The sequence below is a fragment of the Streptomyces sp. Je 1-369 genome, assembly GCF_026810505.1.
Classification (GTDB): Bacteria; Actinomycetota; Actinomycetes; order Streptomycetales; family Streptomycetaceae; genus Streptomyces.
In genome coordinates, this window is the sequence record NZ_CP101750.1 from 4,912,268 (window position 1) to 4,937,564 (window position 25,297).

General features: G+C 70.6%; 16 protein-coding genes. 11 read left to right on the plus strand and 5 right to left on the minus strand.

All coding sequences use genetic code 11. The features are described 5' to 3' along the window. Nucleotides 1-3,921, plus strand: coding sequence for a non-ribosomal peptide synthetase (locus tag NOO62_RS22410; protein WP_268772682.1), 3,921 nt, complete (start codon nt 1-3; stop codon nt 3,919-3,921). Here NOO62_RS22410 and NOO62_RS22415 read toward each other — a convergent pair. Continuing rightward, nucleotides 3,916-5,331 (minus strand): MFS transporter, encoded by a 1,416-nt coding sequence (locus NOO62_RS22415; protein WP_268772683.1) that lies wholly within the window; start codon nt 5,329-5,331, stop codon nt 3,916-3,918. The genes NOO62_RS22410 and NOO62_RS22415 overlap by 6 nt on opposite strands. A gap of 193 nt (nt 5,332-5,524) precedes the next feature. Here NOO62_RS22415 and NOO62_RS22420 point away from each other — a divergent pair, with 193 nt between their 5' ends. Further along, the gene (locus NOO62_RS22420; RefSeq protein WP_268772684.1) at nt 5,525-6,187 is read left to right on the plus strand and encodes an LmbU family transcriptional regulator; all 663 of its coding nucleotides are present in this window, start codon (nt 5,525-5,527) and stop codon (nt 6,185-6,187) included. 27 nt (nt 6,188-6,214) lie between these two features. Here the strand turns inward: NOO62_RS22420 and NOO62_RS22425 are convergent, their stop codons facing one another. Continuing rightward, the gene (locus NOO62_RS22425) at nt 6,215-6,478 is read right to left on the minus strand and encodes a phosphopantetheine-binding protein (RefSeq protein ID WP_268772685.1); all 264 of its coding nucleotides are present in this window, start codon (nt 6,476-6,478) and stop codon (nt 6,215-6,217) included. 15 nt (nt 6,479-6,493) lie between these two features. Beyond that, nucleotides 6,494-6,712, minus strand: a complete 219-nt coding sequence (locus tag NOO62_RS22430) for an MbtH family protein (protein ID WP_268772686.1) — start codon at nt 6,710-6,712, stop codon at nt 6,494-6,496. A 156-nt stretch (nt 6,713-6,868) separates the two neighbouring features. On the opposite strand from NOO62_RS22430, the gene NOO62_RS22435 reads away from it, so the two are divergent. The 3 genes from NOO62_RS22435 to NOO62_RS22445 all read left to right on the plus strand — a co-directional run bounded on the left by NOO62_RS22435 (nt 6,869) and on the right by NOO62_RS22445 (nt 14,548). After that, on the plus strand, nt 6,869-9,355 hold the full coding sequence (locus NOO62_RS22435; RefSeq protein ID WP_268772687.1) for a beta-ketoacyl synthase N-terminal-like domain-containing protein: 2,487 nt from the start codon (nt 6,869-6,871) through the stop codon (nt 9,353-9,355). Further along, complete coding sequence (locus tag NOO62_RS22440; RefSeq protein WP_268772688.1) at nt 9,352-13,734, plus strand: non-ribosomal peptide synthetase; 4,383 nt, start codon at nt 9,352-9,354, stop codon at nt 13,732-13,734. Before NOO62_RS22435 ends, NOO62_RS22440 begins: the two co-directional genes overlap by 4 nt. A gap of 115 nt (nt 13,735-13,849) precedes the next feature. Beyond that, entirely contained in the window at nt 13,850-14,548 is a 699-nt protein-coding gene (locus NOO62_RS22445) for a DedA family protein (protein WP_268772689.1), read from the plus strand. A gap of 68 nt (nt 14,549-14,616) precedes the next feature. Here the strand turns inward: NOO62_RS22445 and NOO62_RS22450 are convergent, their stop codons facing one another. Then, entirely contained in the window at nt 14,617-16,290 is a 1,674-nt protein-coding gene (locus NOO62_RS22450; protein WP_268772690.1) for a threonine/serine ThrE exporter family protein, read from the minus strand. Between the two features lie 119 nt (nt 16,291-16,409). Beyond that, nucleotides 16,410-16,901 carry an inorganic diphosphatase gene (locus NOO62_RS22455; RefSeq protein ID WP_055568469.1) on the minus strand — a complete coding sequence of 164 codons (492 nt, stop codon included), beginning with the start codon at nt 16,899-16,901 and terminating at the stop codon, nt 16,410-16,412. 133 nt (nt 16,902-17,034) lie between these two features. Between NOO62_RS22455 and dacB the strand changes: the two genes are divergently transcribed. The 6 genes from dacB to folE all read left to right on the plus strand — a co-directional run bounded on the left by dacB (nt 17,035) and on the right by folE (nt 25,294). Beyond that, on the plus strand, nt 17,035-18,537 hold the full coding sequence (gene dacB, locus NOO62_RS22460) for a D-alanyl-D-alanine carboxypeptidase/D-alanyl-D-alanine-endopeptidase (protein WP_268775725.1): 1,503 nt from the start codon (nt 17,035-17,037) through the stop codon (nt 18,535-18,537). 763 nt (nt 18,538-19,300) lie between these two features. After that, nucleotides 19,301-20,425, plus strand: a complete 1,125-nt coding sequence (locus tag NOO62_RS22465) for a zinc-dependent metalloprotease (RefSeq protein ID WP_268772691.1) — start codon at nt 19,301-19,303, stop codon at nt 20,423-20,425. A gap of 233 nt (nt 20,426-20,658) precedes the next feature. Beyond that, the gene (gene tilS, locus NOO62_RS22470; RefSeq protein WP_268772692.1) at nt 20,659-21,741 is read left to right on the plus strand and encodes a tRNA lysidine(34) synthetase TilS; all 1,083 of its coding nucleotides are present in this window, start codon (nt 20,659-20,661) and stop codon (nt 21,739-21,741) included. A gap of 54 nt (nt 21,742-21,795) precedes the next feature. After that, nucleotides 21,796-22,356, plus strand: coding sequence for a hypoxanthine phosphoribosyltransferase (hpt, locus tag NOO62_RS22475; RefSeq protein ID WP_268775726.1), 561 nt, complete (start codon nt 21,796-21,798; stop codon nt 22,354-22,356). Nucleotides 22,357-22,552: 196 nt separating this feature from the next. Next, nucleotides 22,553-24,577, plus strand: a complete 2,025-nt coding sequence (gene ftsH / locus NOO62_RS22480) for an ATP-dependent zinc metalloprotease FtsH (protein ID WP_268772693.1) — start codon at nt 22,553-22,555, stop codon at nt 24,575-24,577. Between the two features lie 111 nt (nt 24,578-24,688). Further along, entirely contained in the window at nt 24,689-25,294 is a 606-nt protein-coding gene (folE, locus tag NOO62_RS22485) for a GTP cyclohydrolase I FolE (protein WP_268772694.1), read from the plus strand. Nucleotides 25,295-25,297 lie beyond the last annotated feature (3 nt).

Below are 25,297 nucleotides of genomic sequence, written 5' to 3' on the forward strand. Positions count from 1 at the left end.
GTGCTCGGGGACAGCGAGGGGGACGACATGTTTCCGTTGTCGTACGCGCAGTGGCGGCTCTGGTTCGTGGGTCAGCTGGAAGGACCGAGCGCGGTCTACAACGTGCCGTTGGTGCTGCGGTTGTCCGGTTCCCTGGACACCGGGGCGCTGGAAGCGGCGCTGACCGATGTGGTGGTGCGGCACGAAAGCCTGCGGACGGTGTTTCCGGTGGTGGACGGTGAGCCGGTGCAGCGAGTCGTGCCCGAGGGCGAGGCCGTGCTGCCGCTGGTGTGGGCCACGGCCGGGGAGGACGAGGTGGCGGGGTTGGCGGCCGCCGATGCCACCCGGCACGTGTTCGACCTGTCGGCCGAGGTACCGGTGCGTGCGCGTGGCTTCTCGGTGGGCCCGGACGAGCACGTGCTGATGCTGCTGGTGCATCACATCGCCTGCGACGGCTGGTCGATGGGGGTGCTGGGCAGGGACCTCGCGGTCGCGTACGCCGCGCGTCTGACGGGGAGGGCGCCCGACTGGGACGAGCTCCCGGTCCAGTACGCGGACTACACCTTGTGGCAGCGGGAGCTGCTGGGTTCCGAGGAGGACCCGAACAGCGTGCTGGCGCGGCAGTCCGCCTACTGGCGGGACGCGCTGGCCGGGCTGCCTGCGGAGTTGGCGCTGCCGTTCGACCGCCCGCGACCCGCGGCGGCCGGTCATCGCGGCGCGGAGGTGCCCGTGGCCATCGACGCGGGTCTCCACGCGCGGATCGGTGAACTGGCACGCCAGGCGGGCGTGACGCCGTTCATGGTGGTGCAGGCGGCACTGGCGTCGCTGTTGTCGCGCCTGGGGGCCGGGACGGACATCCCGCTGGGTACGCCCGTGGCCGGGCGCGGTGAGGAAGCGCTGCACGATCTGGTCGGGTTCTTCGCCAACACGCTGGTGCTGCGGACCGATGTGTCGGGGGACCCCACGTTCCGCGAGCTCCTGGCCCGGGTCCGGGAGACGGACCTGGCGGCGTTCGAGAACCAGGATCTGCCCTTCGAGCGGCTGATGGAGATCCTGGACCCGCCCCGGTCCCTCGCCCGCCACCCCCTCTTCCAGGTCATGCTGGTCTTCGACGCGGGCGCCGGGGTCTCCCTCGACATGCCGGACCTGCGGGTCGAGGAGATGCACGTGCCCGGGCGGGATTCCGCCAAGTTCGATCTGAACTGCGAGTTCCGCGAGTCGTACGACGCGGACGGGCGGGCGGCCGGGATCACGGGCGTCGTCGAGTACGCGACGGAGCTGTTCGACCACGACACGGTGGTGGCGTTCGCCGGACGGCTGGTGCGGCTGGTCGAGCAGCTGGTCGCCGCCCCCGACCGGCCGGTGGTCCTCGCCGAGATCCTGACGGACCGGGAACGAGAGGTGCTGCTCGAAAAGTGGAATCCGAGCGTCCGGGAGGAGGCAGGGGCGGCCCTGCCCACGCTGTTCGAGGACCGGGCCCGCCGGACCCCGGACGCGGCGGCCGTGTCGTGCGGTGAAGTCCTGCTGTCGTACGCGGAGCTGAACGAGCGGGCCAACAGGCTGGCGCACCGGCTGATCGCCCGGGGCGTGGGGCCGGAACAGACCGTGGCCCTGGCGGTGGACCGCTCGGCGAAGATGATCGTCGCCGTGCTGGGGGTCCTCAAGACGGGCGCGGCCTATCTGCCGCTGGACCCCGCCTACCCCGCCGACCGGATCGCGTTCATGCTCGCCGACGCGTCCCCGGCCCTGGTGCTGACCACGGCCGGGGCGGCCGGTGCGCTGCCCGGAACGGGGTGCCCGCGAGTCCTGCTGGAGGAGACGGCAGGCGACTGGCCGGCCACGGACCCGTCCGACCTCGACCGCGGCACGCCGCTGCGGCCGGACCACCCGGCGTACGTGATGTACACCTCGGGTTCCACCGGGGTGCCCAAGGGCGTCGTGGTGCCGGGCCGGGTGCTGGTGAACCTCGTGCTGTGGCACGCCTCGGTCGCACCGACCGGGCCGGAGGTGCGGACCGCCCAGTTCGCGGCCATCAGCTTCGACGTATCGGCCCTGGAGATCCTCTCGACGCTGCACAGGGGCGGCTGTCTGCTGGTGCCCGACGACGACACCCGACGCCATCCGGAGAAACTGGTCCGCTGGCTGCACGACCACCGGGTGAGCGAGCTGCACGCCTCGAACGTGATGGTCGACGCGGTCTGCGAGGCGGCGGCGCAGTCCGGCGTCACCCTGCCCGAACTGCGCGACATCTCCCAGGCGGGAGAGGCACTCGTACTCTCCGACCGGCTGGCCGCCTTCCACCGCGCCGTGCCGGGGCGCCGCCTGCACAACCACTACGGCCCGACCGAGACGCACATCGTGACGGCCCATTCGCTGCCAGGCGAGACCCAGGACTGGCCGGCGTCGGCCCCGATCGGCTCGCCGGTCCCGAACTCCAGGGCGTATGTGCTCGACGACCGACTCCGCCCGGTGCCGCCCGGTGTCGTCGGCGAGCTGTACGTCGGCGGAGCGACGGTCGCCCGGGGATACCTGCACCGGCCGGGCCTGACCGCCGAGCGGTTCGTCGCCGACCCGTTCGGCGCCGCCGGTACGCGGATGTACCGGACCGGGGACCTGGCGCGGTGGAACCGGGACGGAGAGCTGGAGTTCCTTGGCCGTGCCGACGGACAGGTGAAGGTACGGGGCTTCCGGATCGAGCCGGGCGAGATCGAGGCGGTGCTGCGACGGCACGACGACATCGCCCGAGCGGCGGTGACCGTGCGCGAGGACCGGCCGGGTGACAAGCGTCTGGTCGCCTACGTGGTGCCGTCCGCCCGAGCCGCCCTGGTTCCCTCGCGGGTACGCCGGTTCGTGGGCGAGCACCTGCCGGAGTTCATGGTCCCGATGATCGTCGAGGTCGACCGGCTGCCGCTCACCCCGAGCGGGAAACTGGACCGCCGGGCGCTGCCCGCCCCGCTCCACGTGCGGCCCGCGCCCGCCGACGAACGGCGCACCCCGCGTGAGGAGACCCTGTGCGAACTGTTCGCAGAGGTACTGGGAGTGGACGGGGTCGGGCTCGACGACGACTTCTTCGATCTGGGCGGGCACTCGCTGCTCGCCAGCAGGCTGGTCTCGCGGGTACGGGCGGTGCTGGGCGCGGAGTTGGGGATCCGGACCCTGTTCGAGGCCCCGACCGTCGCGGGACTGGCCGGACGGCTCGACCGCGCCCAGAGCGACTCCTTCGCGACGCTTCTCCCGCTGAGGGCGGAAGGCAACCTGGCCCCGGTGTTCCTCGTCCACCCGATCGGCGGGCTGAGCTGGTGCTACTCCAGGCTTCTGCCGTACATCCCGAAGGGGCATCCGGTCTTCGGGCTGCAATCGAGCGGATTCGGCGGAACCGGGCAGCGGCCGGAGTCGGTCCGGGAGCTGGCGCGTACGTATGTCTCCGTCATCCGTGAGGTACAGGCCGACGGCCCGTACACCCTGATGGGGTGGTCGTTCGGCGGCACGGTCGCGCAGGAGATGGCGGTGGCCCTGGAGGAGCTCGGGGAGAGCGTGCCGCTCCTGGTGCTGTTCGACGCGGGGCCTTCGTCGGGGGACGGCCGGGGAGCCGGGGGCGGGGTGCCGGACGACCTCCTGGAACTCGTCGAGCAGTCGGTCCGGGGGGTCGGCCGAGCCCTGGCGGAGCTGCCGGCCCCGCGGATCGACCGGCTCTCGGAGATCACCCGGCACTGTTTCCGGCTGTTCCAGGGCCATCGGGCGCGGATGTTCGGCGGTCGGATCGTCAGCATCGAGGCGGTGGGCTCGCGGCGGGTCCGCGGGGAGTCGGACATCGACTGGGACGGCTTCGCCAAGGACGGAGTGGAGGTCCACACGGTCGACTGTGTGCACGAGGAGATGCTGGATCCCCTGCCGGTACGTCAGTTCGGCCCGGTCCTGCGGGGCCTCGTCACCCGCTCATGACGAACGGGTGGAGTCCGGAGCGGCGGTCGTGACGCCCTCCGGGCCGTCCGCCTCCGGCCCGGGCACCGGTGTCGCGTAGACCTCGGCCACGGCCGCCGGGCTGAACACCCGCCACGCGGTCGCCGCGACGACGACGGCGACCACGAACCCGATCCAGTACGGCGCCGACAGGCCGAACTGTTTGGCGACCATGCCACCGAGCAGCGCTCCGACCGCGTTGCCGCCGAAGATGATGAACAGGTTCAGGCCCGCGCTGCGGCCCATCATCTCCGGCGGGGTCAGGCGTTGGCGCAGCGAACTGCTGACCATGAACCACAGCGTGCTGTGGACGCCCAGGGCGAAGAGCGCGCCGCCGACCAGGTAGGCGTTGTGGGACAGGGCGAGCACCAGGTGTGTCACGGCCTCGAGGACGAGGCCGACGCGGACCGTCCAGGTGGCCGTCACCCGCCGGATGAGCCGGTCGCCGAACGCGGATCCGAGGATGCCGCCGACCGCCATGCAGGTCATGAGCAGGCCGTAACCCACCGAGGTGAGGTGGAGCCGTTCCTTGGCGAGCAGGACGAGGACGGCGCCGCCCGCGTACAGCGTGATGTTCAGGACGCCGATCAGCACACTCATGGTGCGCAGGATCCGCTGGCCCATGAGGAAGCGGACGCTGTCGGCGATGTCGGAGCGGACCGAGGCCAGGCCCTGCTTCAGGCCGCCCCTGGTGCGGCGCGCCGCGCTGTCCGCCCCGTCGATGGGGGACGGACCGTCGACGGGGGACGGGCCGTCCGCGTCCGCCGTGTCGTGGCCGCGCTCCCGCGCCACGGCCCGGAAGGTCCCTGGGATCAGTGCGGTCAGCACGGCGCTGATCAGGTACGTCCCCGCGTCGGCCAGGAACGGAATGCTCGCCGCGAGCACGAACAGGAAGCCGCCGAGCGGCCCGGCGATCATCTGCTGCGTCGTCGTCACGCCGCCCATCAACCAGCCGTTGGCGCGCTCGAGCAGCTGATGCGGCACCAACGCCGGGATCATCGACTGACTCGCCGACCGGAACAGTACCTCGCCGGTCTGGATGAGGAACAAGGTCACGAACAGCATCCACAGCGGCGCGCGGTCCAGCAGGATCGCGGCGCCGAACGCCGTCATCACCGCTACTCGGGCCCAGTCCAGCCGGACCATCAGCCGTCGGCGGTCGACGCGGTCGACGAAGACCCCGCCGGGCAGTGTGAACAGCAGCCAGGGGATCCAGGTGACGACCGTGATCGCCGAAACGGTCAGGGGGTCGCTCGTCCGCGAGGCCACGAACAGCGGTGCGGCGATGGTGACGAGCCCGGTGCCGAGCGCGGACGTCGTGTTCGCCGCCCACAGCTTGATGAATGCGGACCCCAGGCCGGGCCCCGCCGTTGTCTCCCCTGTCTGTGCCATGTGCAAGGAACTTAGCAGCGGGTGAGAGCCGCCGGAACGAATAGATCACACGACCCATGGGGCGACACCGTGAGAGGTTGCACAAGGTGCCCAGTTGCGGCTTTTGATGGGCAACGAAACGTCAGCGGGACGAAGTCGCGCTGGTACAGTGTGCCTCGTATTCTGCACGAATTGTATGGGGATAGCAATGAGTATGGATTCCAACTCGGCAAAGCTGAATGGGGCGGTTATACCGCACTCGATAGCGGAAAGCGCCGCAGGTGGCCCTTTGGGTTTGGGGGTCCAGTTCCACAAATCAGGCCTGGTGTTCACCGCCAAGCAGAGCCTCGTTGCGTGGGAAAAGGTTGGCGTCAACCTGTTTTCTTTCGCGAATTCATCTGCCTGGTGGATCGCCGACTGGCTGGTCTACGGTGAATCCACCTTCCACGACCGGTATGTGGAAGCGACAAGGCGTACGTCGCTCAGCTACCAGACACTTCGCAACTACACCTGGGTGGCCCGCGAGTTTCCGCTGCACCGCAGGCGGCAGAACCTGAGCTTCAGCCACCACCTGGAGGTCGTGGCGCTCGAGAAACCGCAGCAGGACTACTGGCTGAGGAAAGCGGAAGAGCTCGGCTGGAGCAGGAACAAGCTCCGTGGCCAGATCCGAAGCAGCCAGCTCATCCAGCAGGGCGAGATGGCGGCACAGGATTCCGGGGGCTGCGCCGCGGAGGGGCAGGAGCCCGAGGCGTGCCTGCTCAACCTCGAACTCTCGGCCGAGGACCTGGAAAAGTTCCAGAGAGCCGCCACTAAGGAAAGCGCGCCGGTCGAGACCTGGGCGGCAGAGATGCTGCGGCGCGCCGCAGCCGAGCTCTGACGAACAAAATGGCTGGTGGTGCGGGGGTCAGGCCGTGGCCGTACCGCCAGCCAACTCGCTGAGCGCATCGCTGAGATCGCTGAGCACGGGATTCTTGAAGATGACGCGCACCGTGCGGGGGATTCCGAGTTCCTCGCTCAGAACGTGCCCGAGGCGGATCGCGATGATCGAGTTGCCTCCGATGTCGAAGAAGTCGTCGCCGATGCCGACGCTCGTCTTTCCCGTCAGGTTTCGCACGCTGTTGACCACCAGCGCGTCCATGGGGTTGCGGAACCCACTGTCGACCGTCACGTCTCCGACACCTCTCTAACGCGGTTCATCTGCCATCGCCCTGATCAGGCCGGCCGGCCTCATGTCCGTCCAGTGCGCGGAAACGTACTCGAGACACTTCTCCCGCGTGTCCTTTCCGTGCACCACCGCCCAGCCGGCCGGTACGGTGCTGAACGCGGGCCACAGTGAATGCTGGTTCTCGTCGTTGACAAGAACCAGGTATCCGACTTCTTCATCTGCGAATGGTTTCGCCACGGACTCTCCTGCGGAATCAGTCTAACGGGCGATGTCGCAACACCCTGAGCCGATTATTGCGCTTGTCTCGCCAGCGAGACAAGATTGGTCGCGCTGGCGAGCCTGGTCATCCAGGTCGGCATCCTGCTCGACGCATTTCGTGAGATGGGTAGTGTAATGTCTGATCGTGTTGCCGTGGTAGGGATGTCGATCCGTGCGGCGAATGTGCGGAATACGGCGGACTTCTGGCGACTCATCAGCACGGGCCGTTCCGGTCGGCAAGAAATCAGCCCCGAGGATCTGGCGCGGCGCGGAGTTCCCGAGCGCCGCTACAAGAACCCCGCATATGTTCCGGTCGAATTCCCGATGGCAGATGCACTTGCATGCGATCTGCGGGCATTCGGATTCACCAGGACAGAGGCGGAACTGACCGATCCGCAGCATCGCGTAATGCTGGAAGCCTGCTATCGGGCGGTGGAGAGTTCGGGATGCTTCATCGGTTCGCTGCCGGATCGGGTCGGAGTGTTCCTCGGGTCCCGGACGACCGACTACGGCGCGCGGATCGAATACCGGTCGGCGGCAGCCGACCGTGATCTTGATACCGCCGGTCTCGCCATCGGAACCGACCCGGACTACATGTCCAGCCGAATTTCCTATGCCTACGGTCTCACCGGCCCTTCGATGACCGTCCTGACCGCCTGCTCGTCATCGAGCGTCGCCGTGCACCTGGCGTGTCAGGCGATCCTCGCGGGCGAGTGCGACGCGGCGCTGGCCGGCGGGGTGGCGGTCAACGTGCGGGACGCGGGCTACCTGTTCGCCGAGAACGGCATCTACTCACCGCGAGGGCGCTGCGAGCCGTACACGACCGCGGCCGACGGCACCGTGGACGGCAACGGCGTCGCCGTCCTCTTCCTGCGCCGCCTGGACGCGGCACTGGCCGCGGGCAACCCGATCCTCGGCGTGGTGGCCGGTACGGCCGTGAACAACGACGGCAGGGAACGGGCGGGCTTCACCGCGCCAGGGGTGGCCGGACAGACCGAGTTGGTCGAAGAGGCCCTGGACGTAGCCGAGTTGAGTGCTTCCGCCATCGGTCTCCTCGAAGGCCACGGCTCGGGCACGCGCATCGGGGACGCACTGGAGATCGAGGCCGCGACCCAGGCGTTCCGGTCCTCGGGAGCGGAAGCGGGCAAGTGCCGGCTCCACTCCGTCAAGGCGAACATCGGGAACCTCACCGCGGCCGCGGGCGCGGCCGGCATCATCGGCTCCCTCCTGGCCCTGAGGCACGGCGAGATCCCGCCCAACGCCCCCCTCGTGGCGGGAGGAACACCGACGGACCTGCGCGGTACGCCGTTCTCGCTGGCGGACAGACCGACCCCCTGGCCCCGTTCGGACCGTGGACGTTACGCGGCCGTCAGTTCGTTCGGCCTCGGCGGCACGAACGCGCACGTCGTCATCGGCGACGCCGAGCGGGAGGTGCGGCTCGCCGAACGCAAGGGCCGCTCCTGGCAGTTGCTGCCGCTCTCCGCGGACGACCCGGAACGCCTGGCGGCCACCGTCGACGCGGCGCGTGGGACCGTGGCCGGAGCCACGGCCGACACCCGGCGGGACATCGGACACACGCTGCGCACCGGACGCCCGCAGCTCACCACGCGCGCGACCGCGCTGATCCCCGTCGACGGCAGCGCGGCCGACGTGCGCTGGCCCGCCCGGGAGCGGTTCCACGCCGCCCCCGAAGGGCCCCCGGCCCTCGTCTTCATGCTGCCGGGGGACGACGTCCCGGCGCCGGACGCGGCGCGCGCGCTCTACGAGGCGGAGCCGGTCTTCCGGGCGACCGTGGACGACGGACTCGCCGTCATGGAAGAGGTGCTGGCTCCCGAGGCGTTCGCGGCCGTGCGCGACGCGTTCCGGCGCGGCGCGTCCCGGCAGGACGGGCTCGCCGACACCCCGCTGACCACCCGGCCCGTACTGCACCTGCTGGCCACCGGGCAGCACGCGTTCCTCGCCGACCTGGGAATCGGCCCGGACCTGCTTGTGGGGCACGGCGTGGGGGAGCTGACCGCCGCCCGGTTGAGCGGAGTCCTCTCCTCCGAGGACGCGGCCCGGGCCGTGTGCCGACGCGCCCAGACCCTCGCGGACGCGCACGAAGGAGCGGAGGCCGCCGTCCGCTTCACCCGGCAGATGCGCGAGGTGCGGCTGCACGCCCCCACGACACCGACGCTCTCCGCGGCCACCGGAACGTGGCTGACCGCCGAGGAGGCGTGCGACCCCGGGTACTGGGGCGCCCAACCGGGCGAGCCGGCCGCGCCCGACGACGCCGTACGCACCCTCGCGGTCGAGCACCCCGGTGCCGTCTGCCTCCAGTTGGGCGGCGGGACGAGCCTGCTGCGGGCCGCCCGGCTCGCCGGAGCGGCCGAGGACACCACCCTGGCCGTGCTGCCCGAAGGGGAAGCCGCACCGGGCCACTCGCTGCTCCGGACGGTCGGCGACCTGTGGGAACGGGGCATCCGGATCGACTGGGACGCCTACGCCGAACGCGACCACGCGCGACGGATCGACACCCTGCCCCGGGAGTTCGACCGGACCCCCTGCCTGCACCCGGTGCTGCAGGACCACGGCCCGGGGACCGACCCCGCGGAACGCACAGGAAAGCAGGTCGGCCGATGACGTACGGCACGGACGCGAACCCGGTCTCCCTGTCGCAGCAGCGGCTCTGGTTCGCCGAGCAGCTGGTGCCGGGGACGGCTCTGCACCACCTGTGCGCACAGTTCGCCGTACGCGGCGAGCTGGACGTACCCGCTCTCGAACGGGCGGTCAACGGCGTGCTCGACCGGCACGAGGTGCTGCGGGCCCGCTTCGGCGTCGTGGACGGTGTCCTCGTCCAGGAAGCGCGGGACGAGGCACCCGTCGCCGTACGGACGATCGAAGCCCGCGACGACGCCGCGGTCCTGGCCGGAGCGGAGGAGTTCGCCCGCGAACCCTTCGACCTCACCCGCACGCCCCTGGTACGCGTGGGCCTGGTGCGGGGCGGCGAGGGCGCCGGAGTGCTGGTGTTCGTGCTCCACCGCATCGTGGCGGACACCCGGTCCATGGACCTCTTCCTCAGCGAGGTCGCGGCGCTCTACCGGCAGGACGGTCCCGGCGGGAACGCGGACCCGCACGAGGTGCCCCTCCGGTACGCCGATTTCGCCGAGCGGCAGCGCGAGGAGGCGGGCACCCTGTCGGCCGTCGAACGCCGTGCGGCGCAGACGAGCGAGCTGGCCGGGTTCCCGCCGGTCCTCGACCTGCCGGCCGATCGCCCGCGGCCCGCCGTGCAGACGTTCGCGGCCTCGTCCCTCTCCTGGCACGTCCGGCCGTCGCAGGCAAGGGACTTCGAGAGGGTGGCGACGGAGTGCGGCACCACCCTGGAGACGATGCTGCTGGCCTCGTTCTCGGCGGTGCTGAGTCTGTGGTCGGGGCAGTCCCGCCTCCTGCTGGCCACCCCGGCGGCCTCCCGCCCACAGGCCGGCACCGAGCGGCTGATCGGGCCCTTCGACAACACCCTCGTGATCCCCGCGGACATGACCGGCGACCCGATGTTCGCCGCGTACGTCGAGCGCCTGCGTGACGCGCACCGAAGGGCCGACGCGCGAGGCGTTCCGTTCGAGGAACTCGTCGACGGCCTGGCACCTGAGCGAAGCCTGTCCCACCACCCGCTGGTCCAAGCGATGCTGACGTTCCGCAGCGACCCCGGACCCCGCATGGAGATCCCGGGCGCCGAACTGGAACCGGTCGGCACCGGCTGCCCGCCGTCCCAGTTCGACCTGGCGCTGACCGTCACCCCGGCCGACGGCGGCCTCGACTGCCGGCTGCGGTACGCGACGGACCTCTTCGACCACGTGACGGCGGAGCGGTTCGGCCGGCACCTGAGGCGGCTGTGGGACGTCGTCGCCGCCGACCCGGACGTCCGCGTCGGGGGCATCGACCTGGCGGACGCGCGGGAGCGCGCCGAACTGAACGAGCTCGGCACGGGACCCGCCCGCCCGGTCGACGCCCGCGCCCTGCCCGTCAGGCTGTCCGGGACGGCACGCCGTCGGCCGGACGACGTGGCGGTGAAGGCGGCCGACGGCGAGTACACCTACGCGCAGTTCATCGCACGGGCAACGGCCATCGGCGCGGAGCTTGCGGCACGCGGGCTGCGGCCGGGCGAGCTGGCCGGCGTCGCCCTCCCGCGCGGCCGCGACCTGCCGGCGGGCCTGCTCGGCGTCTGGCTGGCGGGAGGTGCCTACGTACCTCTCGACCCGGCGTACCCGCGCGCCCGCCTCGAACACATGACGGCGGACGCCGGCATCAAGGTGCTGCTGAGCACGAGCGACCTCGCGGACCGCGTTCCGGTCCCCGCGGGCACCGAGGTGTTCCTGCTGGACGGACCGGCGTCCACGCTCCCCGCCACGGCTCCGGAGCCGGTGACGGACGGCGACAGCGTGGCCTACGTGATCTACACATCGGGCTCGACCGGCCGCCCCAAGGGGGTGCTGGTCGACCACGCGAGCCTCGGGAACCTCCTGGACGACTTCGCGTCCGAGTCGGAGTTCGGGGCGAGTGACCGGCTGCTCGCGCTGACCTCCCTCTCCTTCGACATCGCGGGACTGGAGCTCTGGCTGCCCCTGCTGACCGGGGGGACGCTGGTCATCGGGCCGCCGGGCGCCGGGGGCGACCCGGAACGGCTGCACGAGCTGCTCACCGACGAGGACATCACGGTGGTGCAGGCCACCCCGGCGACCTGGAAGCTCTACACCGCGTCCACCCGCGCCGCGCCGCCCGCGCTGCGGCAGATCTGGAGCGGTGGCGAGCACCTGCCGCACTCGCTCGCCCAGGCGCTGACCGCGCTGGGACCCGAGGTCCACAACCTCTACGGGCCGACGGAGACCACCATCTGGTCGACGCGTGCCGTGCTGCGGCGGCACGACTCCGTCACCGGCATCGGGCGGCCCCTCTCGAACACCAGCCTGTTCGTCATCGACGCCGCCGGCCGCCAGGTCCCCATGGGCCTGCCGGGGGAGCTGTGCATCGGCGGCGCGGGCCTGGCACTCGGCTACCTCGGCCGGCCCGAGCTGACCGCGGAGCGGTTCACCGCGGTCCAGGACGTGCCGGTGTACCGCACCGGAGACCTCGTCAGGTGGCGGTCCGACGGGAACCTGGAGTACCTCGGGCGCCTCGACGACCAGGTGAAGGTCCGTGGGCACCGCGTGGAGCCCGGGGAGGTCGACGCCGTGGCCGAGGCCTGCCCGGGCGTCCGCGACGCCTGCACGCTGGCCGTCACGACCTCCGCGGGGGAGGACCAGCTGGTCACGTTCGTGACGCCGCGGAGCGACGCGCGGTCCGGGGACTCCATGGACGACTGGCGCACGCTCTGGGAGACCACGTACGCCGAGGGCGAACCCGCCGCGGAGGACGACCTCAACCTGAAGGGCTGGCAGAGCAGCTACTCCAAGCAGCCGCTTCCCGAGGCGGACATGCGGGACTGGGTGGCACGGACCGTCGAGCGGATCTCCGGGACCGGTGCCCGTACCTTCGCGGAGATCGGCTGCGGCACCGGACTGCTGCTGCTGCGGCTGGCCCCCGCGGCCGACCGCTACCTGGGCGTCGACTTCTCCGCGAAAGCCGTCGGACACGTGGAGGACGCGGTCGTCCGCAGGGGCATCACCGACCGGGTGCGGCTGGTCACGGCGCCCGCCACGGAGATCGCCGGGGTGGCCGCCGGGGAACTCTTCGACTGCGTGGTGATCAACTCGGTCGCCCAGTACTTCCCCAGCCTGGACTACCTCTCGGAAGTACTGGCCGAGGCGAGCAGGATCGTCGCCCCCGGGGGCCATGTCTTCATCGGTGACCTGCGCAGTCTGCGGCTGGCGGAGGCCTTCCACGCCAGTGTGCTGCGGACGGACGAGCGGATACGGCCCGCGGAGCTGCGCGCCCTCGCCGCCCGGCACGCGCTGGAGGAGGACGAACTGCTCGTCGACCCCGGGTACTTCGCGCGGTTGCAGGACGAGCTGCCCGCGGTGACCGGGATCCAGGTGTCGCTCAAGACGTCCGGGTACGACAACGAGATGACCCGCTTCCGCTACGACGTCCTGCTCAGGATCGGTGGGGAGGCACCGGACCAGGCAGACCCCCGGGAGAGCCACGACTGGGACGGAACCGGCGGACTCGCGGGCCTGGAGGAACTGCTCGCCACGTCGGACGCGGCCGCCGTCGTCGTCGACGGCATCCCGAACGCCCGCGTCGCCCGCTTCGCCCGGCTCCTCACGGACGAGGAGACGCGGACGGACGAGGAGACGCGGTCGGACGAGGAGACGCCCCCGCCCCTCTGCTCGCCGGAGGAGATCGACGGGACGGCGGAGCGGCACGGGTGGCAGACGCATCACGCCTGGTCCCGGTGTCTTCCCGGAGAGGGGCGCATCCGGACGACCTTCACCCGCCGGGGCCGCGCGGAGGGCCGCTTCATCCACGAACGTCCCGCCGTCGACGGGCCGGTCGGCAACGACCCGAGGCAAGGAGCCCTGCTGCGGGTCCTCAAGCACAGCACGCGGGCCCACCTGCGCCAGGCCCTGCCCGAGTACATGGTGCCCAGCCGCGTCCTGACGCTGCCCGTGCTGCCACTGACCCCGAACGGCAAGACCGACCGGAACGCACTGAGGAGCATCGCCCGGCAGCAGACGTCGGGCACGGACCACGTCCCCCCGACGGGGCCGGTCCAGGACCTGCTGCACGAGACGTGGTGCGGAGTCCTGGGCGTCTCCCGGGTCAGTGTCGTGGAGAACATCTTCGACGCCGGCAGCACCTCTCTTCTGGTGGTGCGGGTACGCCAGGAGCTCCGCGACCGGCACGGCATCGACGTCCCGCTGACCGCCTTCTTCACCTACCCGACGATCTCGTCGCTGGCCGAGGTGCTGGAGCCGGAGCAGTCTGGACGTACCGCGGGGGAACGGGTCCCGAGCCCCCGCACGCGGAACGCGACGGCTGCCCGCCGCCGCAGCCACCGCCGCAACGAGGAGAGGCGCCGCTGACCCGGCTTCCGGGGCCCTGAGGAAGGTGGAACCCGGGCGGGCCGCCCCGCGTTGATAAATTGGGGGGCTGCACCTGCCGCCGCCCCGCCCCCTCACCCCTCAGGAGCCCGGAACCGTGACGACGCTTGCGCTCGGACCAAGCTGGCTGGATCCGGATTACCTGCTCAACCAGTTCGGTCTCTGGGGCCTGCTGGTGATCGTCTTCGCCGAGTCGGGCCTGCTCATCGGCTTCTTCCTGCCCGGCGACTCGCTGCTGTTCACCACGGGTCTGCTGATCACCACGGACAAGCTGGACACCCCGCTGTGGCTGGCCTGCCTGCTGATCTGTATCGCCGCGATCCTCGGCGACCAGGCGGGTTACCTCTTCGGCAAGAAGGTCGGCCCGTCGCTCTTCAACCGCCCGGACTCCAAGCTGTTCAAGCAGGAGAACGTGGTCAAGGCCCACGAGTTCTTCGAGAAGTACGGGCCGAAGTCCCTGGTCCTGGCCCGCTTCGTGCCGATCGTGCGCACCTTCACGCCGATCATCGCCGGTGTCTCCGGCATGCGGTACCGCTCGTTCCTCACGTTCAACATCATCGGCGGCGTCATGTGGGGCGCGGGCGTCACCCTGCTCGGCGCCTGGCTCGGCAACATCGAGTTCGTGCACAAGAACATCGAGGCGATCCTCCTCCTGATCGTCCTCATCTCGGTGGTGCCGATCGCCATCGAGTTCCTGCGGGCGCGCAGCAAGTCCAAGAAGGCCGCGGCCGACGAGGGCACGGGCGCCCCGGGCACGCCCCCGGCCCAGCAGCGCGGCCGCCACGCCAAGCGCTGACGCCCCCGGCAAGGCCCGCCAGGGCCTGTCTCGGAACACAGGCCCTGGGCCTGTGTCGGAACCAGGCCCTAGAAGCCGCGCGTCCGCTTGGCCGCGCGGCGGTTCGCCGCCGAGGCCGCGCCCGGCACCTTCAGGATCAGCCGGGAGACCTCGCTCCCCAGGTTCACGCCGATCGCGATGGCCAGGGCCGTCGCGACGGCCTTGGTGAGCGAGTTCATGCCCGTGTTCAGGTCGTTCTGCGCCAGCGCGAGCAGCCCGAAGTACGTCGCGCTACCGGGCAGCAGTGGACCGATCGCGGCTGTCACGTACGGCAGTGAGGACGCGAACCGGTACCGCGAGAAGAGCTGCCCGAACAGACCCACCAGACCGGCCGCGACGGCCGTCGCGGCGACGGGCGAGAGCTCCAGCGGCGTCTGCGCCAGCGCACCGAACATCACCCACGCGATGCCGCCGTTGAGGGTCACCATCAGCACGGTGTTACGTTCCTGCTGGAGCAGGATCGCGAAGGCCAGACTCAGCGCCATCGACGCCAGGATCTGGATGACCGGCCGCGACGACGTCACGCCGAACTTCGTCTCCGGAGTCAGGTTCGTCGCGTCGAGCATGACGCCGAGCGACAGCACGAGCAGCACACCGCAGACGATGCCCACGATGAGGTACATGACCTCAAGGAGACGCGCGGCCGCGGTGATGTAGTAGCCGGTCAGACCGTCCTGCACGCCCGCCACCAGGGCCCGCCCCGGGATCAGCGCGAAGAGCCCACCCGTGATCACCGCCGAGGCCATGGACGCCTCGGTGTGCACGAAGCTGAGCGCCACACCCATCCCGGCGGGCGGCATCGCGGCGCCCACGAACTGGTAGAACTCCGGCAGCCCGCGCCCCGCGCAGAGCCAGGCGAGCCGGTCGCCGAGCATCGCGCCCACGGCGGCCACCAGGAAGACCAGCGCGCCACCGCCCACGAGGACCGAAGCGGAGCCCGCGAGGAGCCCGCTGGCGGCCGTGAGGGCCCAGCCGGGGTAGGGGTGACGGTTACGCCGAATGCCCGCGAGCCGGCGGTAGGCCTCCTCCAGGGAGATCTCGAGCTCCGGGTCGCTGATGTCGTCCACCAGGTGGAAGACCGCCGCGAGCCGCGTGTAGTCGGTGCCGCGCCTGCGCACCGTCCTTGACGCCGTGACCGGGTCGTCCACCAGGGACGGCTGGTGCGAGATCGACAGGAGCGTGAACGTCACGTTCGGCTCGCAGCGGTCGAGGCCGTACGAGCGGCAGACGGCGAACATCGCCGCCTCCACGTCCTCGGCGCCCTCGCCGCCCGCGAGCAGCAGCTCACCGATACGCAGCGTCAGGTCGAGCACGCGCGGCACGGCGGGCCCGGTGTCGTCCTCCTGCTTCTGCGCGGGCTCAGGAGCGGGCCGCTCGGTGACCGGCATGCGCAGCATCGTGCGCATCTGGTCCTGCCACGGCACGTCCTTGGTGAGCTTCACCAGGGGTATGCCCTGCGCGGGAGTGAAGGCCTGCGGGGCGTTGCGGGAGGTGTAGGTGTGCGGCGTGGTGAACGCCGACTTCTCGGTCTCCTGCGTCGTCGACGACGGCGACGCGAAACCGGTGGGAACGGCGAACTCGGACGTCGTCTGCGACTCGTCCTCAGGGGCCGGTGGCTGCGCCATCACACCGCTGGGCTGCACGAACGCACTGCGTGATTCGTCCGACTGCGGCTTGCGGTCCTCGGCCTCCTGCTCGGCCACTGATGCCCTCACTTCTCATACGACTCGTACGCACCCTCCGTATGGCCAGTATGGGCACAGATACACGAACGGGCCGCGTGACCCCCCTGGGGTCGCGCGGCCCGCCCGGGGCGAGTGGCTCAGTGGCCGCCCTCGTCCTTGAAGCGCTTGTACGAACGCTCGATCTCGGCCTCGGCGTCCGTGCGGCCGACCCAGTCGGCACCCTCGACGGACTTGCCGGGCTCCAGGTCCTTGTAGACCTCGAAGAAGTGCTGGATCTCCAGGCGGTCGAACTCGGAGACGTGGTGAATGTCGCGCAGGTGCTCCACGCGCGGGTCGGAGGCCGGGACGCAGAGCAGCTTGTCGTCGCCGCCCGCCTCGTCGGTCATCCGGAACATGCCGATCGCGCGGCACTTGATGAGGCAGCCCGGGAAGGTCGGCTCGTCCAGGATGACCAGGGCGTCCAGCGGGTCACCGTCCTCGCCGAGGGTGTTCTCGACGAATCCGTAGTCCGCGGGGTAGCTGGTCGACGTGAAGAGGCGACGGTCCAGACGGATCCGGCCGGTCTCGTGGTCCACCTCGTACTTGTTCCGCGAACCCTTCGGAATCTCGATGGTGACGTCGAACTCCACGGGTGGCTCCTCCATGATCAGCACATACTTCGGGTGATTAAGTGTCCCTCACGCAGATGTGTGATCGCGAAAGGGGCTGGTCGTCGTGCCGGAGCTCAAGCCTTGGCAACGGCCTCGACAGCTTTTGAGACAGCTGCCAAAGCCTTCCGCCATCCAGCTCTCCGGGTTCACCGGGAAGCTCACGACCTGGCAGCTCACAGCTGGGTCCGCCGCCTTCGGCCTGGTCATCGCGGCCGGGGCGGTGGCCGCGGCCGGCCCTTGGGACTCCTCCGGTCAGCGTACGGCGGAGCGGGACCTGGCCGCTTCCCAGGAGGCCTGGGGTGGCGCAGATCACGCTGGTCGTGCGCCCGGAAGCGAGCCGGAAGCGGCTCCGAGCGCCCCCTCGGTGCTCGCGGGCCTCGGTGCGCCCGCGGGCGTGGCACCGGCGCCGACGGACAGCGCGATGGCGGACGTACTCGATCCGCTCATGCGGGATCCTGCGCTCGGCCCGAAGCGCTCGGCCGTCGTGCTCGACGCGGCCTCCGGGAAGCCGGTCTACGGCAAGAACGCGGGCGACGGCCTGACGCCCGCGTCGACCACCAAGATCGCCACGGCCGTCGCGGCGCTCTCCGCGGTGGGCCCGGACCACCGCATCGCCACGAAGACGGTGATCGAGCCCCCCGACTCCTCGGCCGCTCCCGACGTCGTCCTCGTGGGCGGCGGCGACCCCACGCTCACCGCCCGCAAGGACGGCCGCTACACGGACACCGCGGCGAGCCTGCGCACCCTCGCCGAGGACACGGCACGCTCCCTCAAGAGCCGCGGCATCGACAAGATCAAGCTCTCGTACGACACGTCGCTGTACTCCGGACCCGTGCAGCACCCGATCGGCCCGAACGAGAACATCACGCCGGTCAGCGCCCTGATGGCCGACGAGGGCCGTCTGGACGACTCCACGAGCGGCCCCGCACCGCGCACGGCCGACCCGGCGGGCGAGGCGACGAAGAAGTTCGCGGACCTCCTCCGCGACAAGGGCATCACCACGACCACACCCCCCGACACCACACCTGGCTCCTCCAAGGCGTCAGAGCGCGCCGAGGCCCTCGCGAAGGTCGAGTCGCCGCCGCTGTCGGCCCTGGTCGAGCGGATGCTGACGCACAGCGACAACGACATCGCCGAGGCGCTGGCCCGCCAGGCGGCGATCGCCGGGAAGGAACCGGCGAGCTTCGACGGCGCGGGCAGAGCGGTGAAGGACGCCCTGGCCAAGCAGAAGCTGCCGCTGTCCGGCACGGAGTTCGCCGACGGCAGCGGCCTGGACCGCGCCGACCGCATCTCCGCGGAGCTCCTCGCCGCGCTCCTGGACCACGCGGCGGACCCGGGCCGCCCCGAACTGCGCTCGGTCGTCACGGGCCTTCCCGTGGCGGGCTTCACCGGCACCCTCGTCGACCGCTACCCCAAGGACTCCCCGGGCACGGGCGTGGTCCGCGCCAAGACAGGCACCCTGACCGGCGTGAACAGCCTCGCGGGAACGGTGGTGGACGCGGACGGCCGCCTCCTGGTCTTCGCCTTCATGACCACAGGCACGACAGACCCCCAATCGGCGCAGAAGGCCCTGGATCACATGGCATCGACGGTGGCGAACTGCGGCTGCCGCTAAAACACCCCCGACCGCCTGACACCAGGGGTTCCCCACGGCCGAAGGCCGCCGACCGCCGAGCCCTTAATCCCCGGTGCCCGGGAGCCGCCGCCAGGGGCGCGGGGAACTGCGCGCCAAGCCCCCACGGCCCCGCGGACGAAGGCTGGCCGAGTCGCCGAGATCTGCACACCGGACGCCGGGGAGTCGCCGCCAGGGGCGCGGGGAACTGCGCGAGCACCCCGCACGCACCCGCGGACGATGGCCGCTGATCGCCGAGCCCTGAACGCCCGGCGCCGGGGAGCCGCCGCCAGGGGCGCGGGGAACTGCGCGAGCAACCCCCACCCACCCGCGGACGAAGGCCGCTGATCGCCGAGATCTGCACACCGGACGCCGGGGAGTCGCCGCCAGGGGCGCGGGGAACTGCGCGAGCACCCCCGACGCACCCGCGGACGAAGGCCGCTGATCGCCGAGCCCTGAACGCCCGGCGCCGGGGAGCCGCCGCCAGGGGCGCGGGGAACTGCGCGAGCAACCCCCACCCACCCGCACCAGAAGAACCCACCCGCACGCAGAAAAGCCCACCCACCCGCAGAAGAGCCCACCCACCCGCACGCAGAAAAGCCGATCCACCCGCAGAAGAGCCCACCCACCCGCACGCAGAAAAGCCGATCCACCCGCACCCGAACACCACATCCCGCCCACCCCAAGGGTCCCTAGGGGCGGCTCCAGGGCAATGTCAGGGGTGCTAGCCCCTCCACGGGAGGGAGCCAGCACGTACCGTTGACGCATGACGAGCATCGGTGGTGCCGAGATGGTCGACTGGAATCTCGCGGTGGCGACCGCGACCCGGCTCGTGAGGCCGGGGCCAGAGGTGAGCCGTGACGAGGCGCGAGCCGTCGTCGCGGAGCTCCGCCGGCACGCCAAGTCCTCGGAGGAACACGTCCGTTCCTTCACGAGGATGGGGACGGAGTCCACCCACGACACCCCGGTCCTCGTGGTGGACAGGGCCGGCTGGGTCCGGGCGAACGTCGCGGGGTTCAGGGAGATCCTCAAGCCCCTCCTCGACAAGATGCAGGACCGCCGCACCGGCCCCGGCGGCGCCGTCCTCGGCGCGGTCGGCGGCAAGGTGACGGGCGTGGAGCTCGGCATGCTCCTGTCGTTCCTCGCCTCCCGCGTCCTCGGGCAGTACGAGACGTTCGCCCCGGCCACCCGCGACCTCCCCGCGGGAGGGAACGGCGGCGGCAGGCTCCTCCTGGTCGCCCCGAACATCGTGCACGTGGAGCGCGAGCTCGACGTGGACCCCCACGACTTCCGCCTCTGGGTCTGCCTCCACGAGGAAACGCACCGCACCCAGTTCACCGCCGTGCCGTGGCTGCGCGACCACCTGGAGGCCGAGATCCAGTCGTTCCTCGGCGAGACCGAGGTCGACCCGATGACGGTCCTGGAGCGCATCAGGGAGGCCGCCCAGTCCCTCGCGGGCGGCCGCACCGACACCGAGGGCGAGGAGTCCGAGGGCGGCCGCTCCCTCGTCGAGCTCGTCCAGACCCCCGCCCAGCGCGAGATCCTCGCCCGCCTGACAGCCGTGATGTCCCTGCTCGAGGGCCACGCGGACTTCGTGATGGACGGCGTGGGCCCGGACGTCGTGCCGTCCGTCGGCGAGATCCGCGAGAAGTTCCAGCAGCGGCGGGCCCGCGGCGCGAGCCGCCTCGACCAAGCGTTGCGCAAGCTCCTCGGCCTCGACGCGAAACTGCGCCAGTACCGCGACGGTGAGCGCTTCGTGCGCGCCGTCGTGGACGAGGTCGGCATGGACGGCTTCAACCGCGTGTGGACGTCGCCGAACACGCTGCCCACGAAGGCGGAGATCGCCAAACCGGCGGACTGGGTCGCGCGGGTGCACCGTAAAGGAGACTGAGAGGCCGGATGCGGCCGATGGCAGGAGAACGCCCCCGTAATCACCCGTCCGAGGGACCGTAGGCAATGGGTAGGCGTGCAATGCTCGGGGAACGGCTCGGCTCTGTCACCATCGACACACTCTGAGTGACCGAACGCGCGGGAAGTGAGACCCCCCGAGGGGCCGGACATCCCGAGTGGGTCCTGAGTGACTGACCCGAGCTCACCCCCCGAACTTCACGAAGGGAACCGGACATGGGTCCCCATCCTGCGGTCGCGGCGATACGCCTGGCGGTCCGCCGCGTACTCCACGACGTCCTGACCGACCTCCAACGCACCTCCGCGAGCGAACCCCCGCAAACCCCGCACCCCCTGAGCCCCACCCACTCCTCTCACCCCTCGCACCCCCCGCACGAGCAGGCCGCGTCGCCGCTCGTCCTCGTCGCCTGCTCCGGCGGCGCCGACTCCATGGCGCTCGCCTCCGCGCTCGCCTTCGAAGCCCCCAAGCTCGGCATGCGCGCCGGCGGCGTCACCGTCGACCACGGCCTGCAGCCGGGGTCCGACCTGCGCGCCGCCGAGGTCGTCGTGCGCCTCACCGCGCTCGGCCTGACCCCGGTCGACTCCATCGCCGTGGACGTGGGCCGCGACGGAGGCCCCGAGGCCGCCGCCCGCGACGCGCGGTACGCGGCCCTGGACGCCGCCGCCGAACGGCATTCAGCAGCCGCCGTCCTGCTCGGCCACACCCGCGACGACCAGGCGGAGACCGTTCTGCTGGGCCTCGCCCGCGGCTCCGGGATCCGTTCGCTGTCCGGAATGGCGGCGACCTCGGGGGTCGCCGGCCGTTACCGCCGCCCCTTCCTGCACCTCGACCGGCAGACCGCACGCAAGGCCTGCATGGTCCAGTCGCTGGCCGTCTGGGACGACCCGCACAACGCCGACCCGGCGTACACCCGCTCCCGCCTGCGCCACGAGGGCCTGCCCGCCCTGGAGAAGGCGCTCGGCAAGGGCGTCGTCGAGGCGCTCGCCCGCACGGCCCAGCTGTCCAGGGACGACGCCGACGCCCTCGACACCTGGGCCGCCCAGGCCGAGACGACCGTGCGCGACGCCACCGGCCTCCTGGAGTGCGCGAAGCTCTACGCGCTGCCCCCCGCGGTGCGCCGCCGGATCGTGCGCCGGGCCGCCATCGACGCGGGCGCCCCCGCCGGTTCGCTCTTCGCCCGGCACATCGAGGAGGTCGACCGCCTGATCACGGGCTGGCGCGGCCAAGGAGCCATCAACCTCCCGGGCAAAGTCATGGCTCAGCGCCAGGGTGGCAGACTGGTGATCCGGCAAGGCTGACGAGAGGCCCGTGTGACTGACGGGCCGAGTCGGCCGGTGGGACGACCGAAAGTGATGCGGGTGGACGCGAAAGACATGGGCACCGACCTCCAGTCGGTGCTCATCACCAAAGAAGAGATCGACGCCAAGCTGGCCGAGCTGGCCGCCAAGATCGACGCGGAGTACGCGGGCAAGGACCTGCTGATCGTCGGCGTCCTCAAGGGCGCGGTGATGGTCATGGCGGACCTGGCGCGCGCCCTGTCCACTCCCGTCACGATGGACTGGATGGCCGTGTCGTCGTACGGCGCGGGGACCCAGTCCTCCGGCGTCGTGCGGATCCTCAAGGACCTGGACACCGACATCAAGGGCAAGCACGTCCTGATCGTCGAGGACATCATCGACTCCGGTCTGACGCTGTCCTGGCTGCTCTCCAACCTCGGCTCGCGCGAGCCCGCCTCCCTCGAGGTGTGCACGCTGCTGCGCAAGCCGGACGCGGCCAAGGTCGCGATCGACGTGAAGTGGATCGGCTTCGACATCCCGAACGAGTTCGTCGTGGGGTACGGCCTCGACTTCGCGGAGAAGTACCGCAACCTCCCGTTCGTCGGAACGCTCGCTCCGCACGTCTACGGCGGCTGACGTCCCGTAGCGCCGCCGTACGCACCGCGTACGGCGCAGGGGAACCCTCACCCGTTTCCCGACGTTGGAGCATGCGAAGGCCGGATTGCCAGCAGTCCCGGACAGCTTCGGGTCACAATGCTGGGGTACCGTCCGAAGAACAGTCTTTATCAAACTCACTATGGCAGGAGGGACGGGGCGTCATCGCTCCGTATGGATGGACGTGAAGCGATACTTCCGTGGGCCAGTCATGTGGATCGTGCTGGCCGTCCTTGCCGTGGTCGTGTTGATGCAGGTCGTCGGCTCGTCCGGTGGCTACAAGACGGTGGACACCGGCCAGGTCGTCCAGGCGATCAACGACAACAAGGTCGAGTCCGCCAAGATCACCACCGGTGACGAGCAGATCATCAAGGTCGAGCTCAAGGACGGCCAGAAGGTCAAGGACAGCAGCAAGATCCAGGCGAGCTACATCGGCGACCAGGGCGTCGACCTCGCCAAGTCCCTGCAGTCCAAGTACCAGACCAAGGACATCCCGGACGGTTATACCGTCTCGCCGTCGAAGCAGAACCCCTTCGTCGGCATCCTGCTCTCCCTGCTCCCCTTCGTCCTCATCGTCGTCGTCTTCCTGTTCCTGATGAATCAGATGCAGGGCGGCGGCTCCCGGGTCATGAACTTCGGGAAGTCCAAGGCGAAGCTCATCACCAAGGACACCCCGAAGACGACGTTCTCCGACGTGGCCGGGTCCGACGAGGCGGTCGAGGAGCTCCACGAGATCAAGGAGTTCCTCCAGGAGCCGGCGAAGTTCCAGGCCGTCGGCGCCAAGATCCCCAAGGGCGTGCTGCTCTACGGCCCGCCCGGTACCGGTAAGACGCTCCTCGCGCGTGCCGTCGCCGGTGAGGCCGGAGTCCCGTTCTACTCGATCTCCGGTTCCGACTTCGTCGAGATGTTCGTCGGTGTCGGTGCCTCCCGTGTGCGTGACCTCTTCGAACAGGCCAAGGCGAACGCCCCGGCGATCGTCTTCGTCGACGAGATCGACGCCGTCGGCCGTCACCGCGGTGCCGGTCTCGGCGGTGGCCACGACGAGCGCGAGCAGACGCTGAATCAGCTGCTCGTCGAGATGGACGGCTTCGACGTGAAGGGCGGCGTCATCCTGATCGCCGCCACGAACCGCCCCGACATCCTCGACCCGGCGCTGCTGCGCCCCGGCCGCTTCGACCGGCAGATCGCCGTCGACCGCCCGGACATGCTGGGCCGTCTGGAGATCCTCAAGGTTCACCAGAAGGGCAAGCCGGTCGCTCCGGACGTCGACCTCTCCGCGGTCGCCCGTCGCACGCCGGGCTTCACCGGCGCGGACCTGAGCAACGTCCTCAACGAGGCCGCGCTGCTCACCGCCCGCAGCGACAAGAAGCTGATCGACAACAGCATGCTCGACGAGGCGATCGACCGCGTCGTGGCGGGCCCGCAGAAGCGGACCCGGATCATGTCCGACAAGGAGAAGAAGATCACCGCGTACCACGAGGGCGGACACGCCCTGGTCGCGGCGGCCTCACCGAACTCGGACCCGGTCCACAAGATCACGATTCTCTCCCGCGGCCGGGCCCTGGGTTACACCATGGTCCTGCCCGAAGAGGACAAGTACTCGACCACGCGCAACGAAATGCTCGACCAGCTGGCGTACATGCTGGGCGGGCGCGCGGCCGAGGAGCTCGTCTTCCACGACCCGACGACGGGCGCGGCGAACGACATCGAGAAGGCCACCGGCACGGCCCGCGCGATGGTCACGCAGTACGGCATGACGGAGCGCCTCGGCGCGATCAAGTTCGGTGGCGACAACACCGAGCCCTTCCTCGGCCGCGAGATGGGCCACCAGCGCGACTACTCGGAAGAGGTCGCGGCGCTGGTCGACGAAGAGGTCAAGAAGCTCATCGAGACCGCGCACAACGAAGCGTGGGAGATCCTCGTCGAGAACCGCGACGTGCTCGACAACCTGGTCCTCCAGCTCCTGGAGAAGGAGACCCTCGGCAAGGACGAGATCGCCGAGATCTTCTCGACCATCGTGAAGCGCCCGGCCCGCCCGGCGTGGACCGGCTCCTCGCGGCGCACGCCCTCGACCCGCCCGCCGGTGCTCTCCCCCAAGGAGCTGTCGCTGACGAACGGTGCGAACGGCGCGACCCCCGCGGTGACGTCGGGCAGCACGGAGCAGCCCATCGAGGTGGCCCCCGAGGACCGCCCCGAGAGCTGATCCCGCGCGCCTCAGCAGGCCCGGAATGGATGCCGCGCCCCCCTGGTTCTAGCCTGGGGGGCGCGGCTTATTTCGTACGCCCGCGTGTGACGCACAGGAACGAGGCACAAGATGACCGACCCGGTGACGCTGGACGGCGACGGCCTGATCGGCGAGTTCGACGAGAAGCGGGCCGAGAACGCCGTACGCGAGCTGCTCATCGCCGTGGGGGAGGACCCCGACCGGGAAGGGCTGCGGGAGACCCCGGGACGCGTTGCGCGGGCGTACAGGGAGATATTCGCCGGGCTCTGGCAGAAGCCCGAGGACGTGCTGACGACGACATTCGATCTCGGCCACGACGAGATGGTCCTGGTGAAGGACATCGAGGTCACGTCCTGCTGCGAGCACCACCTCGTGCCGTTCCGCGGCGTGGCCCACGTGGGGTACATCCCGGCGACCAGCGGCAAGATCACCGGCCTGTCGAAGCTCGCCCGCCTCGTGGACGTGTACGCGCGCCGTCCGCAGGTGCAGGAGCGCATGACGACGCAGATCGCGGACTCGCTGATGGAGATCCTGGAGCCGCGCGGCGTCATCGTCGTCGTGGAGTGCGAGCACATGTGCATGTCGATGCGCGGCATCCGCAAGCCGGGTGCCAAGACCATCACCTCCGCGGTCCGCGGCCAGCTGCGCGACCCCGCGACGCGCAACGAGGCGATGAGTCTGATCATGGCCCGCTGAAGC